Origin of the sequence: Streptomyces sp. 4F14 (assembly GCF_048159485.1) — a bacterium.
GTDB lineage: Bacteria > Actinomycetota > Actinomycetes > Streptomycetales > Streptomycetaceae > Streptomyces.
The window spans coordinates 1-15,462 of sequence record NZ_JBLRVY010000009.1 but is presented as its reverse complement, the minus strand read 5'-3'; the positions used below and the strand labels follow the sequence as shown (position 1 = coordinate 15,462).

Genomic DNA, 15,462 nt, shown 5'->3' with positions numbered 1-15,462 from the left:
CTTCTCGTGTCTCCCTGTGTTTCCGTGGGGAGACAGGGAGGTTTCTGAGGACTTCTCTTCATACGAATCTACAAGATGACCTTCCCGACCAGCCAACTCCTTCGGAGTTTCGGTGACTGACCCGGTCGGCGCAGTGGCTTGTGTACTGGCCGTGATCCCCGTGAACAACAGATGAACACGACAGGATCCGGACGACGTAGGAGAGAGCCGGTCATGGACTTCCTTCGCCCCGCCAGCTGGGAGGAGGCGCTCGCCGCGAAGGCGGAGCACCCCACCGCTGTGCCGATCGCGGGCGGCACCGACGTGATGGTCGAGATCAACTTCGACCACCGCCGACCCGAGCACCTGCTCGACCTGAACCGGATCGGGGATCTGTACGAGTGGGAGGTGGGCGCGGACTCCGTACGGCTCGGCGCCTCCGTCCCGTACACGCGGATCATGGAGCACCTCCGCGCCGAGCTGCCCGGCCTCGCGCTCGCCGCCCACACCGTCGCCTCCCCGCAGATCCGCAACCGGGGCGGCGTCGGCGGCAACCTCGGCACCGCCTCCCCCGCCGGAGACGCCCACCCGGCGCTCCTCGCGGCCGGCGCCGAGGTCGAGGCCGAGTCCGTACGCGGCAGCCGCCGCATCCCCATCGACGACTTCTACACCGGCGTCAAGCGCAACGCCCTCGCCCCCGACGAGCTGATCCGCGCCGTGCACATCAAGAAGGCGGACGGACCCCAGCAGTACGCCAAGGTCGGCACCCGCAACGCGATGGTGATCGCCGTCTGCGCGTTCGGCCTCGCGCTGCACCCCGAGACGCGGACGGTCCGTACGGGGATCGGGTCGGCGGCGCCGACGCCGGTACGGGCCCGGGTGGCCGAGGAGTTCCTCGCGGCGGAGCTGGCGGAGAACGGGTTCTGGGACAACGGCAGGATCATCCCCCCTTCCGCGGCCAAGGAGTTCGCGAACCTCTGCGCCGCCGCGTGCAGCCCCATCGACGACGTACGCGGCACCGCGAGCTACCGCCGTCACGCGGTCGGCATCCTCGCCCGCCGCACACTGACCTGGACCTGGGAGTCGTACCGGGCCTCTCTGAGGAAGGGGGGCGTCGCGTAATGCGCGTCAACTTCACTGTCAACGGGCGTCCGCGCGAGGCCGACGACGTCTGGGAGGGCGAGTCCCTCCTCTACGTCCTGCGCGAGCGGCTCGGGCTGCCCGGCTCCAAGAACGCCTGCGAGCAAGGGGAATGCGGGTCCTGCACGGTCCGCCTCGACGGAATTCCCGTCTGCTCGTGCCTGGTTGCCGCCGGGCAGGTCGAGGGCCGGGAGGTCGTCACCGTCGAGGGCCTCGCCGCCGAGGAGGGCGGGCTCGCCCCGATCCAGCAGGCGTTCATCGACGCCGGAGCCGTCCAGTGCGGCTTCTGCACGCCCGGACTCCTCGTCGCCGCCGACGAGATGCTCCAGCACAACCCGAGCCCCTCCGACGCCGACATCCGTGAAGCCCTCTCCGGCAACCTCTGCCGCTGCACGGGCTACGAGAAGATCATGGACGCCGTACGCCTCGCGGCGGCCCGGCAAGGGGAGTGACCATGCCTCGTACGACTCCCGTCGGACTCACCCAGGGCACCGCCACACGCGGCGGCATCGGCGAGTCGACCCTCAGGCCCGACGGCACCCTCAAGGTCACCGGGGAGTTCGCCTACTCCTCCGACATGTGGCACGAGGACATGCTGTGGGGGCAGATCCTGCGCTCGCCGGTGGCGCACGCGGAGATCGTCTCCATCGACGTGGCCGAGGCGCTCGCGACTCCGGGCGTGTACGCCGTCCTTACGTACGACGACCTTCCAACCGACGTCCGCCACTACGGACTTGAGGTCCAGGACACGCCGGTTCTCGCGCACGGCAAGGTCCGCCACCACGGCGAACCCGTCGCCCTCGTCGCCGCCGACCACCCGGAGACCGCGCGGCGCGCTGCCGCGAAGATCCAGGTGGAGTACCGCGAACTGCCCGTCGTCACCGACGAGTTGTCCGCCACCGCGCCGGACGCTCCGCTGGTCCACGAGAACCGTACGGACCACCACTTCGGGCACGTCTCGCACCCGAACATCCTGCACCGGCAGCCCATCGTCCGGGGCGACGCCGCCGCGGCGGCCCGGCGGGCGGACGTGATCGTCACCGGCGAGTACGTCTTCGGCATGCAGGACCAGGCGTTCCTGGGGCCCGAGTCCGGGCTCGCCGTGCCGGAGGAGGACGGCGGGGTCCACCTCTACATCGCCACCCAGTGGCTCCACTCCGACCTGCGCCAGATGGCCCCCGTCCTCGGGCTCCCCGAGGACAAGGTCCGGATGACCCTCGCGGGCGTCGGCGGCGCGTTCGGCGGGCGCGAGGACCTGTCGATGCAGATCCACGCCTGCCTGCTCGCGCTGCGCACCGGCAAGCCGGTCAAGATGGTCTACAACCGGTTCGAGTCCTTCTTCGGGCACGTCCACCGGCACCCCGCGCGCCTGTTCTACGAGCACGGCGCGACCCGCGACGGCAAGCTCACCCACGTCAAGTGCCGGATCGTCCTCGACGGCGGCGCGTACGCCTCCGCGAGCCCCGCCGTCGTCGGCAACGCGGCGTCCCTCGGCGTCGGTCCTTACATCGTCGAGGACGTCGAGATCGAGGCGCTCGCCCTCTACACCAACAACCCGCCCTGCGGGGCGATGCGCGGCTTCGGGGCGGTGCAGGCGTGCTTCGCGTACGAGGCGCAGATGGACAAGGTCGCGGCTCAACTCGGCCTTGATCCCGTGGAGTTCCGGCGGCTCAACGCGATGGAGCAGGGCACCCTGCTGCCCACCGGACAGCGCGTCGACTCCCCGGCGCCGGTCGCCGAACTCCTGCGGCGCGTCAAGGCGTTGCCGATGCCGCCGGAACGGCAGTGGGAGAGCAGCGAGGGCGTCGACGTACGGCAACTGCCGGGCGGGCTGTCCAACACGACCCACGGTGAGGGGGTGGTGCGGGGCGTCGGGTACGCGGTCGGCATCAAGAACGTCGGCTTCTCCGAGGGCTTCGACGACTACTCGACCGCCCGGGTCCGACTGGAAGTTGTCGGGGGCGAGCCCGTCGTCGTCGTACACACCGCCATGGCCGAGGTCGGACAGGGCGGGGTGACCGTCCACGCGCAGATCGCCCGGACCGAGCTGGGCGTCTCCCAGGTCACCATCCACCCCGCCGACACGCAGGTGGGCAGCGCCGGTTCGACGTCCGCTTCCCGGCAGACGTACGTCACCGGTGGCGCCGTCAAGAACGCCTGCGAGCTGGTGCGGGAACGGGTGCTGGAGCTCGGGCGGCGCAAGTTCGGTACGTACCACCCGGCTTGGGCGCACGCCGAGTTGCTGCTCGAAGGCGGCAAGGTCGTCACCGACGCGGGGGAGGTGCTGGCGGATCTCGCGGACGTACTCGGCGACGAGGCCGTCGAGTTGGAGCGCGAGTGGCGGCACCGGCCCACCGAACCCTTCGACCTGCGCACCGGGCAGGGCAACGGACACGTCCAGTACAGCTTCGCCGCGCACCGGGCCGTCGTCGAGGTCGACACCGAGCTGGGGCTCGTCAAGGTGATCGAGCTGGCGTGCGCGCAGGATGTGGGCAAGGCGCTGAACCCGCTGTCCGTCGTCGGGCAGATCCAGGGGGGTACGACCCAGGGGCTCGGGATCGCCGTGATGGAGGAGATCATCGTCGATCCGAAGACGGCGAAGGTGCGCAACCCGTCCTTCACGGACTATCTGATCCCGACCATCCTCGACACCCCGACCATCCCCGTCGACGTCCTCGAACTCGCCGACGAGCACGCGCCGTACGGGCTGCGGGGTGTCGGGGAGGCGCCGACCCTGTCCTCGACTCCGGCCGTTCTCGCGGCCATTCGCGCGGCCACCGGGCTTGAGCTGAACCGGACGCCGGTTCGTCCCGAGCACCTCACCGGGACGGCCTGAGGAGGCTTGCGATGCTGGATATCGCTGAGGAACTGAGCGCGTGGGTGGCGGAGGGGCGGGACTTCGCCGTCGCCACCGTGGTCGCCGTGAGCGGGAGCGCGCCCCGGATGCCGGGCGCCGCGCTGGCCGTCGACGCGGACGGGGTCGCGGTGGGGTCGGTGTCCGGGGGGTGTGTCGAGGGGGCCGTGTACGAGCTGTGCCGGCAGGCGCTGGTGGACGGGGAGGCGGTGGTCGAGCGGTTCGGGTACAGCGACGACGACGCGTTCGCCGTGGGGCTGACGTGCGGGGGTGTCATCGATGTGCTGGTGATGCCGGTGCGGGACGGCGTGGCCCGGGAGGCGGTCCGAGGGGTCGTCGCGGGGGAGAGTGTGGCGTTGGCCCGGGTGGTCGGAGGGCCGGGGGAGCTGCTGGGGCGGGCGCTGCTGGTCCGGGGGGACGGGAGCTGGGAGGGGTCGTTGGAGGGGCTCTTGGGGGGTACTGAAGGGCGGCTCGACCGTACGGCTGTCGCCGAGGTGCGGGCGCTGCTCGATGCCGGGCGGACGGGGACGGTGGAGGTCGGGGGGCGGGGGTCGCGGTGCGGAGTGCCGGTGACCCTGCTCGTCGAGTCGTCCGTGCCGCCGCCCCGGATGATCGTGTTCGGGGCGATCGACTTCGCGTCGGCGCTCGTGCGGATCGGGAAGTTCCTCGGGTATCACGTGACCGTGTGCGACGCGCGGCCCGTCTTCACGACACGTGAACGCTTTCCCGAGGCCGACGAGGTCGTCGTCGAGTGGCCCCACCAGTACCTGGCCCGCACGGAGGTCGACGCGCGTACGGTCCTGTGCGTCCTCACCCACGACGCGAAGTTCGACGTCCCCCTCCTGCGCCTCGCCCTCCGTCTGCCCGTCGCCTACATCGGCGCGATGGGCTCCCGCCGGACCCACCTGGACCGCGTGTCGCGCCTGCGCACGGAGGGAGTGACCGACCTGGAACTGACCCGCCTCCACTCCCCGATCGGCCTCGACCTCGGCGCGCGCACCCCTCAGGAGACGGCCCTGTCGATCGCGGCGGAGATCACGGCGAGCCGACGGGGCGGAACGGGGGTGCCCCTGACCGGCGCGCATACGCCGATCCACCATGAGGAGCGGGGTGGGAAGAGGCTGGGGGCGGTGGCCTGAGGGGGCATGCGCCCTGGGACTCGGCTGGTGTCGGTTCATGGGCGACTGCGGGTCCGCTGTGGCGGGTCGCGCCCGCACCCGCCCCCCTCACCCGAAGTGCTCCCCCACCAACACCCCCACCGTCTCCAAGTCCCCCACCACCAGCGCCTCCACCAACCGCACATGATCCGCCGCGTCCGCCAGCAGGTCCCCGCCCCCCTGCTGCGTCCGGCGATGCAAGTCCTCGGCGATCCGCACCAGTTGGCCGTTCCCGGAGAAGCCGAGCAGCGCTCCGTGGAACGCCCTGTCCGCCTCCGCGTAGGTCGCCCGGCAGCCGGAAGTGGCCGCCCGCACACTCGCCTCCGCCAACGGCCGCAGTTCAGCCCAGCGTTCGCAGGGGAGCGTCCGCGCCAGGCGCAGTATCACCGGCACCTCTATGAGACCCCGTATCTCGGCCAGTTCCGCCAACTCCCGTGCGCCGCGCTCCACTACACGGAAGCCCCGGTTGGGAACGACCTCCACGGCCCCTTCCAGGGCGAGTTGCTGCATCGCTTCGCGGACCGGCGTCGCGGAGACGCCGAAGCGGTCGCCGAGGGCGGGGGCGGAGTACACCTCGCCGGGCAGCAGCTCCCCGGTCCCCAGAGCGGAGCGCAACGCGTCGAGGATCTGCCCCCGCACCGAGGCGCGCTGGACGATCGCCCGGGGCCGGGGGATCGGCAGCTCGCTGTGGGTGTGCTCGCCGCGCGCGGAGCCCTGGGGAGGAACGGTCGCCCGGCGTTCGGCGGCGGCGTACCCGGCCTCCCCGCACTCCTCTAAGCGCGCGGCGGCGATCCCGTACGGCTCGTAGGAGCCCGGTGTGGCAGGGGTCACGGGGGTCTCCTCCGGGCTTGTCGGTACTTGGGGCCATTAGGACCGGTTGTTACTCGTCCGTCAAGCACCTTAGGCCCACTGGCCCCCAGTTCAAATCCCCGCCACCATGGGTAAGGTTAGGCTTACCTTCAAAACTCGTGATCGGTGGCCCCGGCATGCCCACTCCCCCGCCCGTCGTGCACGACGCGTACGCCCGCCTGACGGAGGTCTGCCCGAGCGTCACGGTGCGCCACCTCGGGGACGACGAGGCGGCGCCGGCGGGCGGCGGCTGGGTGTCGGTGGAGGGCCTCGCCGAGGGAAACGCCGAGCTGGAGCGGTACCTCGCCTGGGACGACGCGCAGGTGCTGCGGGACTACGGAAAGAAGGGCCGCCCGGACGTCGTCGCGAGCTTCGGCCTGCACCGCTACTCGTGGGCGGCGTGTCTGCTGTTCACGATCCCCTGGTTCCTGCACCGCCGGGTGCCCCGCTTCCCCGTGACGCACGTCTCGTACGACCGGACGGACGGGATGCGCCTCGCGGTCCGTACGCCGCGGGCGTTCGCGTGCCTGCCGGGCGACCCGGCGGCGGCGTACCCGGGCGCGCGGGTCGTGGCGGACGAGGAGGCGCTGCGGGCGGAGCTGCGCGCGGCGGTCGCCGAGCACCACGAACCGCTCCTCGCGGGGTTCGGCCCGCGCATGCGGCGCCGGGGGCGGGCACTGTGGGCGATGGTGACGGACGAGATCGTCGAGGGCGTCTGGTACGTCGCGGCGCTGCTCGGCGACGAGGAGAAGGAACGGGCGCGTACAGAGCTGGAGTTGCTGCTGCCGGGGGCGACGCGGCCGTACGTGGGGACGGCGGCGTTCCGTGAACTGACCGGCCCTGACGGGGAGTCGCTGCCGACGCGGGACCGGGCGAGCTGCTGCATGTACTACACGATCGACCCGGACGATATGTGCGTGACCTGCCCGCGCACCTGCGACGCTCAGCGGATCGCCAAGCTCACGGCCGCCGCGGCGAGTTGACGGCTCGTCGAGGACCCCCCTCGGTGCGGGGCGCGTCCGGTGCTGTCGTAAGATCATCGCCGAACGGGACGGCCGTACGGTAACAGGGGATTCACAATTTCCTCACGAGCCGCGGGAACTTTCCGTGGAACCATCCGTACGGGTAGTCTTATTCGAACTCAACTCCCGCCGCTCAAGCAGCAGTTCGAGCAGAACGTCGCCGTGGGCATCCCCTTGCACCTCCTTGGCGGCCTCTTGTCCCGAAACCCCCTTGAGGGCCGGTGGGATTGGGCCAATATGGCGGGCGATACGCCCTATCCCAATGCAAGGGACTCCAGATGAGACTGACCGACATATCGCTGAACTGGCTGCTTCCGGGCGCCGTACTGCTCCTGGGCCTGCTGGCGGCGATGGCGGTGCTCGCGCGGAGCAAGCGGTCCGGCGGGGAACACGCCAAGGACGACTCCTGGGAGCGCAGCGAGGAACGGCGTAGGCGCAAGGAAACCGTCTACGGCATGGCCTCCTACGTCCTGCTGTTCTGCTGCGCCGGCGTCGCCGCGGCGCTCTCCTACCGAGGGCTGGTCGGCTTCGGCCGGGAGAACCTCGGGCTTTCCAACGGCTGGGAGTACCTCGTCCCGTTCGGCCTCGACGGTGCGGCCATGTTCTGCTCCGTCCTCGCGGTGCGCGAGGCGAGCCACGGTGACGCGGCGCTCGGCTCCCGGATACTGGTGTGGCTGTTCGCGGGTGCCGCTGCCTGGTTCAACTGGGTGCACGCGCCCCGGGGTTTCGGCCACGACGGCGCCCCCCAGTTCTTCGCCGGTATGTCCCTGTCCGCCGCCGTGCTGTTCGACCGGGCGCTGAAGCAGACCCGCCGGGCCGCGCTGCGCGAGCAGGGCCTCGTGCCGCGTCCGCTGCCGCAGATCCGTGTCGTGCGCTGGATAAGGGCTCCGCGCGAGACGTACAAGGCGTGGTCGCTGATGCTCCTGGAGAACGTCCGCAGCCTCGACGAGGCGGTCGACGAGGTGCGCGACGACAAGGCGCGCAAGGAGGAGACCAAGCGGCTGCGGCGTGAGCAGTCGCGTGTGGAGAAGGCCCAGCTCAAGGCGATAAGCCGGGGGCACCGGGGCTTCCCGGGGCGCGGTGGCCGTCCGATGGACGCGCCGGCCGAGGTCGCCCTGGAGCGGGTCGCCGCCTCCGCGGAGCCTGCCATAGCCGGCGCCGGTACGCCGGAGCAGCTTCCCGTCCGCCAGCGCCCCTCGCTCTCCCCGGTCCGGCACGGCTCCGAGGCGTCCGCCGCCTCCACCGTCGACCTGACCGCCGAGGACGACACGATGGCGCTGCCGCGCCTGGACTCGCTGGAGCGCAAGCTGAAGGACCTGGAGCAGCAGTTCGGCTGATGATGCCGTGAGCACCACCTCGGGGCGGGGGCGCGACCTGAACAGGGCCGCGCCCCCGCCCCGTTGGCGTGTCCCGGGGGTTTTGCCGAGGTTTTGCCGGCCCGGCGCCGGGTGAACTGGCGTCGGACGAACTAGGCGGCGTCCGCCTCCAGTTCGAACCAGACCGCCTTGCCGATGCCGTGCGGCCTGACCCCCCAGGCGTCCGCCAGCGCCTGGACGAGCAGCAGGCCCCGGCCGTTGGTGTCGTCGTCGGTGCGCTGCGCCTGCGGGCGCGGCAGCCGGTCCACGAAGTCCCGTACCTCCACATGGAGTCCGTCCGGTCCGACGGTCGCCGTCAGGACCGCGTCCTCGTCGGTGTGGACCAGGGCGTTGGTGACCAGTTCGCTGGTGAGCAGCTCCGCGATGTCGGAGCGGCCCGGTTTCCCCCAGTTGTGCAGCAGTTCCCTGAGCGCGTGCCGGGCCTCGGGCACCGCGCCCAGGTCCGCCCGCTCCAGCCGGCGTCTCAGCTGCGGCTGCCCCGTGTCGATGGAGTCCTCGCCTGTCCGTGTCGCCGAGGAGGCCCCGATCGCCGTGGGACCGCCCCCTCGTGCCTGCCTCTTCATGACCCCCGCCCGCGCGCCGATGTCGGTTTCCCTCCTGCTCGAACACGTTCACGGGGATCCATGCCCCGTGAGACCGGCGGCAGTCCTGCCCCCTTGCCGATGACCAGGTGTTCGGCCATGTTGTCGGCACGGGGTGTCATGTCGACTCCGGCACCCCTGACCTGCCGACAAGGGCCCCGGGCATATGCCACTGGCCCGCCGGGAGGTGACCGGCGGGACACCGGGTCCCGGTACGGCGTGTACGCGAGCGCGAAGGGGGGTGCCGGGGGTCTTGCGCGCCACGGACACCCCCGCGAGGCCCTCGGAGGCCGGTCGGTCTACGCGCCCCCGGCGCCCGGATCGGTCCCCCGCGTCGATCTCCGGCTCCCGAACCCGTCGTAGCCGAACCGGAGCCCGGGCCAGAGCCTCCCGGCCGGTGACGGGCTCCGCGCCCGCGCCGACCCGTGTGTCGGCGCGGTGAACTTGGCCAAAAACATGCGGACTTCGGCGAGGCGGGGTGGTGCGCGCGAGGGTCCGGTGCTGGTCACGGGCGGGTGAGCGGCGGGTGAACGGCAGGCGGGGGCAGGGGGAAACGCCGAGAGCGGGCCACGGAAGGGTCCGGGCCCGGCGTAGGGGATGGCGCCGAGATCGGACCGGCGCCGGAAATGCAAGGGTGCGGGGGGCCGCCCTCTCGTCCCCCATGCGTGAGGGCGGCCCCGTCCAGGAAGGTCAACGCAGCTTGTTCACCGCCGTGACCGTGGTCTTCTTGAACGCCTTCACCGGCGCGTCCTTGAACGTCCCCAGCTGACCCCAGTCCACGACGGTGACGGTCCGCCCGTCCCGGCCCACACCCAGCAGGCGTACGTCCGTGGCGCCCCACTCGGCGACCGTGTGCAGGCCGAGGACGTGCGCGCCCTCCTCGACCTGTACGGCGCCGTAGTCCTTGAACTCGGCCTGGACGTCCGGGTACTTCTGCTCGATCCGGGCGGCGCAGGAGCGGATGTCCTTCACGATCCTGTCGTAACGGCCCTTCGCGGCCGTCTCGTTGGGCAGGACCACGCTCATCTGGAGCGCCCCCGTGTCGAGTTCGGTACGGAACGTGCGGTACCAGGAGGCGTCGCCGCCCCCGCCCAGCGCCATGCTCAGGCAGGTGTCCACCTCGATCTCCTCCGGGACACCCCGGGTGACCGGGTCGGCCGTCCAGGGGGTGGAGGACGCCGGCAGATCGCCCGCCGCGAGGAAGCCCGGCGGGGCCGGGGTCGTGGCGGCGGGTGCCGCGGTGGCGGTGACGGCCGTCAGACAGATGGCGGAGAGCGCGGTGAGTACGGCCGCGTGCAGGCGAGTGCGCATGGGTGGTCCCCCGTGAGTACGTACGTGGATGTGAACAGGTCGCGGGACGGCGTACCGTCGGCGGAACAGGTCGGGTTCCGGCCGGGCCGTCCCGGTGCGACACCACGAGCATCAGGGGCCCCGGGGGACCACCGCAAGCGGCCTGGCCCGTCCGCCGGGGATGGAACCATCCCACCCCTGCTGACGTGCAGGTATACGAGTGCCTGGGATGCCGTCCCGGGCCCGACACACGGGGGCACGGTGACGAGCGGCCAGCACGCGGCACACTTCGCGGAACGCCTACGGGACCTGAAGTCCCGCACGGACCGCAGCTACGGCTCCCTCGCCCGCCGCCTGGGCATGAACACGTCCACGCTGCACCGGTACTGCGCGGGAGAGGCCGTCCCCCAGGACTTCGCCCCCGTCGAACGGCTCGCGGGCTTCTGCGGGGCGTCCTCGGAGGAGCGACTCGAACTCCACCGGCTGTGGTTACTGGCGGTGGAGGAACGGCAGGGAAAGGGGCGGAAGGGAGAGGCGAGTGGCGCCGAGGGTGATTCGGGGGCGGAGCCGACGGGCGGCACGGGCGAGGTGGGGGACGGGGTCGGTGCGGATGGTGGCGGCGAGGGCGAGATCCGGGCGACCGACAGCGAGGCCGGTCGTGACGGCGGGCACGAAGTCGAGGCCGGGATCAGTGCGGCTCGCGGCGAGAGCGGCAGCGAGATCCGTGCGGCCGGCGGCGAACGCGGTCGTGACGGCGAGCCGGACAGCGCCGGTGCCGGGGACCCGTCCGGTGCCGACACCCTCGTAAGCACCTCCTCCCCCGCCCCCTCCCGCCCCTGGTACCGGCGTCGTACGGTCGTGCTCGCCGCCGTCGCCTGTGTGGTGGCCGCGACGATCGGGACGCTGTCGGCGTTGCCCGACGACCGGCGGGCCGGCTCCCCGGGTGCCACCGCGCAGGCCGGGGACGGTGTGCCGCCGCTGAGTTCGCGGCCGGGGAAGGTGACGGGGAGTCCGAGTACGGGCGCCTCGCCGTCGCCGTCGGTGTCGCCCTCGGCGACGGGCGGGCCGTCGGCGGAGCCCGGACCCGGGGCCGGGGCGTCCGCCGAGCCGTCCGATTCCGCCGCGCCCGGAAAGAAGCCGTTCGCCGGTACCCCCCTCACCTGGTCCGTCGACTCGCACGTCTGGAATCAGGGCTGCGGCCACTACTACGTCGTCGACCGGCCCCCCGCGCAGGTCCCGCCGCCCCCGATGTCCCAGGACGCGCGCGCCTGGGCGGCGGCCGAGAGCGCGTTGCACGGCAAGGAGACGATGGTCAAGGTCTCCGTGCAGGGCAGGTCGGACACGGCGGTCGTGCTGGAGGGCCTGCGCGTGCGGATGACGGGCCGGGGCGAGCCCGCCCCCGGGAACGCGTACGCCATGGACCAGGGCTGCGGCGGCTCCCTCACGCCCCGCGAGTTCGCCGTCGACCTCGACAAGGACCGCCCGATCGCCCGCCCGATGCCGGGCAACGACGCCGGCACGGAACTCCCGGCCGTCAGCTTCCCCTACCGCGTCTCCGCGAAGGACCCGGAGATCCTCCTCGTGACGGCGCGCACGACGGGCTGCGACTGCTCGTGGTACCTGGAGCTGGACTGGTCGTCACAGGGCCGCACGGGCACGGTACGGATCGACGACGCCGGCCGCCCCTTCCGTACGACGGCGATCACGGACCTTCCGAGGTACGTGTACGACACGCTGAACCGGAACTGGCGCCCGTACGCCGAGTGACCTCAAGGGCGGGGAACGTTCCGCAAGTTGGAGCGGGCCATCTGGAGCATGCGGCCGACTCCCCCGTCCAGCACGATCTTCGACGCCGACAGCGCGAACCCGGTCACCATGTCGGCGCTGATCTTCGGAGGGATGGACAGCGCGCCCGGGTCGGTGACGACGTCGACGAGCGCCGGGCCCTTGTGCGCGAACGCGTCCTTGAGGGCCCCGGCGAGCTGCCTGGGCTTCTCGACGCGCACCCCGTAGGCACCGCAAGCACGGGCGACGGCCGCGAAGTCGGGGTTCTTGTTGGTCGTCCCGTACGACGGCAGCCCGGCGACCAGCATCTCCAACTCCACCATGCCGAGCGAGGAGTTGTTGAACAGGACGACCTTGACGGGGAGTTCGTACTGCACGAGCGTCAGGAAGTCGCCCATCAGCATGGTGAACCCGCCGTCCCCTGACATCGACACGACCTGTCGGTTCCGGTCCGTGAACTGGGCGCCGATCGCCATCGGCAGCGCGTTCGCCATCGAACCGTGCGAGAACGAACCGATCACCCTGCGGCGGCCGTTGGGGGTGAGGTAGCGGGCCGCCCACACGTTGCACATGCCCGTGTCGACGGTGAACACGGCGTCGTCCTCGGCCAGTTCGTCGAGGACGGACGCGACGTACTCGGGGTGCAGCGGGACATGCTTCTCCACCTTCCTCGTGTACGCCTTCACCACCCCCTCCAGCGCGTCCGCGTGCTTCTTCAGCATCCGGTCCAGGAACCGCCGATCGCTCTTCTCCCGCACGCGCGGCGTCAGACACCGCAGTGTCTCCTTCACGTCGCCCCACACCGCGAGGTCCAGCTTCGAGCGTCTGCCGAGGTGTTCGGGGCGGACGTCGACCTGCGCGATCGTCACGTCGTCGGGGAGGAACGCGCTGTACGGGAAGTCGGTGCCGAGGAGGATCAGCAGGTCGCACTCGTGGGTGGCCTCGTAGGCGGCGCCGTAGCCGAGGAGGCCGCTCATGCCGACGTCGTACGGGTTGTCGTACTGGATGTGCTCCTTGCCGCGCAGGGCGTGCCCGATGGGTGCCTTGACCTTCCCGGCGAACTCCATGACCTCCGCGTGCGCGCCGGCCGTGCCGCTGCCGCAGAAGAGGGTCACCTTCCCGGCGCCGTCGATGAGTTGGGCGAGGCGTTCGATCTCCGCGTCGCCGGGGCGGATCGCCGGGCGGGAGGTGACGAGGGCCGTGTGGGTGTCTCCGGCGGGGGCCGGCTGGTCCGCGATGTCGCCGGGGAGCGAGACCACGCTGACGCCGCCCCGGCCGACCGCGTGCTGGATCGCCGTGTGCAGCAGGCGCGGCATCTGCCGCGGGCTGGAGATCAGTTCGCTGTAGTGACTGCATTCGCGGAAGAGCTGGTCCGGGTGGGTCTCCTGGAAGTAGCCGAGGCCGATCTCGCCGGACGGGATGTGGCTCGCGAGGGCCAGGACCGGGGCCATCGAGCGGTGCGCGTCGTAGAGGCCGTTGATCAGGTGCAGGTTGCCCGGGCCGCAGCTTCCCGCGCACGCCGCGAGCCTGCCGGTGACCTGGGCCTCCGCGCCCGCCGCGAACGCCGCCGTCTCCTCGTGCCGGACGTGCACCCAGTCGATCGCCGGGTTTCTGCGGACCGCGTCCACGACCGGGTTGAGGCTGTCGCCCACGACGCCGTACAGGCGGCTGACACCGGCGCGGACGAGGATGTCGACGAACTGTTCGGCGATGTTCTGCTTGGCCATGCGGTCCAGTCAACGCGCAGAACCGCTTTCACGCCTCCCAGACGGCCGCCGCGGTCCTGTCGTCCGCGTACCCCTTCACCCTGATCTGCACATCCGCGAGAAACTCCGCGAGCCCCGGGACGGGGGCCCCGGCCCACCGCGCGGTCAGATGCCCGGCGAGCTCCAGCTCGCCCCTCAGGGGGTCCGCGAGGCCACCCGTACACATCAGGAGCGTGTCACCCGGCTGGGCCACGGAGACGCGGAAGAGGAAGGGGTCGGGGGGTGGGAGCTGGTCGTAGGGGGCGGGTGGCCGGTCGGAAGGCGCCTCGGAGGTGTACGGCGTGTTCGGGAACGGGATCGGGCTCGGGATCGGGCTCGCTGCGTACGGCTCACGCGGGCCGGGCCGGCGTGCCGGGTCCGGGAGGGTCGCGTCCTGCGTTCGTGGGAGCGGTTTCGGTGTGCTGAGGCGTCGGCTCAGCGCGTGTTGTTCCGGTTCGCCCGCCGGTTCTCCGGGGGCCGGCTCGATGTCCTGCCACTCCCCGCCGCGCAGGCGGAACAGGCCGCCCTCCCCCACGCCGAAGAACACGCGCGTCCGGCATGCGGGGTCCGCCGGGAGCAGCAGGCACCTCAGGGTCGCCGTGTACTCCTCCGGGGTGAGGCCCTGTTCCGCCGCGCCCGCGCGCAGGCGGCCGAGGCTGCGGTCGGTCAGCCTGTGCAGTCCCGACTTCAGGTCGCCCCTGCGGCCCGCCCTGATGTCCTCCGCGAGGCGTACGTGGCTTCTGCCCACCGCCCTGCCGATCCACCGGCACACCTCCGCGGCGGCCCGGTGCGCCCCCACCGTCGCCCTCGCGCCGGTCGCCATCGCGACCAGCACGAGCGCCTGCTCGCCGTACCCGAAACGGGCCGTGAGCAACGCGTCCCTCCTCGGCTCGCCCCGGTACCTCGCGGAGTCGCCGCGCAGCGATACGGCCCGCATGGTGCTGGCGCCGTAGCGGGCACCGTCCAGCACGGTGTCCGCAACGAGATCGTCCAGGGCATCGGGGTCGGCGAGGGGGAGGGCGGTGGGGTTCGGGTCGTAGGTCGGGGGGCCGGATCCGACGTATGCCTTGAGGTGGGGGCGGGGGTTGTCGGGGGTGAGGGGGGTGGGTGAGGGGTGGGTGCCGTGACGGGCCAGGGCCTCGTCCAGGGCGGACGGGGTGTCCCGGAGTGAGGGAAGGGGTTCTCGGGTGGAGGGGGTGTCTGGGGTGAAGGGCGTCTCCGGGACGGACCGGGCATCGCCTGCGACGGGGCCGCTCGGAGCCGAGGAGGCGTCCGGAGCGGAGGGCATGTCCGGGGCGGGAGGGGCGTCCTGCGCTGCGGAGGCATCCGGGAGCGAGGAACTGCCCGGTGCATCGGGGGCACCCGCTTCCGGGCGTTCGGCGAAGCCGGGTGGCAGGGGGCCGGGCGGGAAGTTCATGGGGCCGGGCGGAGTCTTGGGGGGTGGTTCCCAGGGGGCTCGGTGGGAGGTGAGCGCGGGGGAAAGGGGGCGGGGGGAGGGTGGCTCAGGCGAGGCGGGCTGGGGAAAGGGCGGCTCGGGTGAGGTAGGCCCGGGAGAGGGGGGCCCAGATGAGAAGGGCCGGGGAGAGGGGGGCTCAGGTGAGGCGGGTCGAGGAGAAGGGGGCTGAGACGCGGCGGGCTGAGGAGAAGGCGGCTCAGGTGAGGCGGACCGAGGAGAAGGGGGCTG

At 71.9% G+C, this 15,462-nt stretch carries 12 protein-coding genes; 7 read left to right on the top strand and 5 right to left on the bottom strand.

Annotation, left to right across the window (positions count from 1 at the left end):
* The first annotated feature begins 213 nt into the window (after nucleotides 1-213).
* Genes ACLZOT_RS17340 through ACLZOT_RS17325 form a run of 4 tightly spaced genes read left to right on the top strand, consistent with a single transcriptional unit; the run spans nucleotide 214 to nucleotide 5,112 of the window.
* Nucleotides 214-1,101, top strand: a complete 888-nt coding sequence (locus ACLZOT_RS17340; protein ID WP_416969831.1) for an FAD binding domain-containing protein — start codon at nucleotides 214-216, stop codon at nucleotides 1,099-1,101.
* Nucleotides 1,101-1,571: a (2Fe-2S)-binding protein gene (locus tag ACLZOT_RS17335; RefSeq protein WP_416969830.1), complete on the top strand. Its 471-nt coding sequence runs from the start codon at nucleotides 1,101-1,103 to the stop codon at nucleotides 1,569-1,571. Before ACLZOT_RS17340 ends, ACLZOT_RS17335 begins: the two co-directional genes overlap by 1 nt.
* Nucleotides 1,572-1,573: 2 nt before the next feature.
* A complete protein-coding gene (locus tag ACLZOT_RS17330; RefSeq protein ID WP_416969829.1) occupies nucleotides 1,574-3,955 on the top strand; it encodes a xanthine dehydrogenase family protein molybdopterin-binding subunit in 2,382 nt (793 codons plus the stop codon).
* Nucleotides 3,956-3,966: 11 nt separating this feature from the next.
* On the top strand, nucleotides 3,967-5,112 hold the full coding sequence (locus tag ACLZOT_RS17325; RefSeq protein ID WP_416969828.1) for an XdhC family protein: 1,146 nt from the start codon (nucleotides 3,967-3,969) through the stop codon (nucleotides 5,110-5,112).
* Between the two features lie 87 nt (nucleotides 5,113-5,199).
* Here ACLZOT_RS17325 and ACLZOT_RS17320 read toward each other — a convergent pair whose 3' ends face one another.
* Nucleotides 5,200-5,961 (bottom strand): GntR family transcriptional regulator, encoded by a 762-nt coding sequence (locus ACLZOT_RS17320; protein WP_416969827.1) that lies wholly within the window; start codon nucleotides 5,959-5,961, stop codon nucleotides 5,200-5,202.
* A gap of 155 nt (nucleotides 5,962-6,116) precedes the next feature.
* Between ACLZOT_RS17320 and ACLZOT_RS17315 the strand changes: the two genes are divergently transcribed.
* Both ACLZOT_RS17315 and ACLZOT_RS17310 read left to right on the top strand, forming a co-directional pair.
* A complete protein-coding gene (locus ACLZOT_RS17315; protein WP_416969826.1) occupies nucleotides 6,117-6,962 on the top strand; it encodes a (2Fe-2S)-binding protein in 846 nt (281 codons plus the stop codon).
* A 317-nt stretch (nucleotides 6,963-7,279) separates the two neighbouring features.
* Nucleotides 7,280-8,338 (top strand): DUF2637 domain-containing protein, encoded by a 1,059-nt coding sequence (locus tag ACLZOT_RS17310; RefSeq protein WP_416969825.1) that lies wholly within the window; start codon nucleotides 7,280-7,282, stop codon nucleotides 8,336-8,338.
* A gap of 131 nt (nucleotides 8,339-8,469) precedes the next feature.
* Here the strand turns inward: ACLZOT_RS17310 and ACLZOT_RS17305 are convergent, their stop codons facing one another.
* Together ACLZOT_RS17305 and ACLZOT_RS17300 are read right to left on the bottom strand one after the other, a co-directional pair.
* A complete protein-coding gene (locus ACLZOT_RS17305) occupies nucleotides 8,470-8,940 on the bottom strand; it encodes an ATP-binding protein (protein WP_416969824.1) in 471 nt (156 codons plus the stop codon).
* A 708-nt stretch (nucleotides 8,941-9,648) separates the two neighbouring features.
* Nucleotides 9,649-10,269 carry a hypothetical protein gene (locus tag ACLZOT_RS17300; protein ID WP_416969823.1) on the bottom strand — a complete coding sequence of 207 codons (621 nt, stop codon included), beginning with the start codon at nucleotides 10,267-10,269 and terminating at the stop codon, nucleotides 9,649-9,651.
* Between the two features lie 240 nt (nucleotides 10,270-10,509).
* Between ACLZOT_RS17300 and ACLZOT_RS17295 the strand changes: the two genes are divergently transcribed.
* Complete coding sequence (locus tag ACLZOT_RS17295) at nucleotides 10,510-12,015, top strand: helix-turn-helix domain-containing protein (protein ID WP_416969822.1); 1,506 nt, start codon at nucleotides 10,510-10,512, stop codon at nucleotides 12,013-12,015.
* A gap of 2 nt (nucleotides 12,016-12,017) precedes the next feature.
* Here the strand turns inward: ACLZOT_RS17295 and ACLZOT_RS17290 are convergent, their stop codons facing one another.
* Nucleotides 12,018-13,760, bottom strand: a complete 1,743-nt coding sequence (locus ACLZOT_RS17290; RefSeq protein ID WP_416969821.1) for a pyruvate dehydrogenase — start codon at nucleotides 13,758-13,760, stop codon at nucleotides 12,018-12,020.
* Nucleotides 13,761-13,788: 28 nt separating this feature from the next.
* Complete coding sequence (locus ACLZOT_RS17285; RefSeq protein WP_416969820.1) at nucleotides 13,789-15,066, bottom strand: protein phosphatase 2C domain-containing protein; 1,278 nt, start codon at nucleotides 15,064-15,066, stop codon at nucleotides 13,789-13,791.
* Between the last annotated feature and the right edge of the window lie 396 nt (nucleotides 15,067-15,462).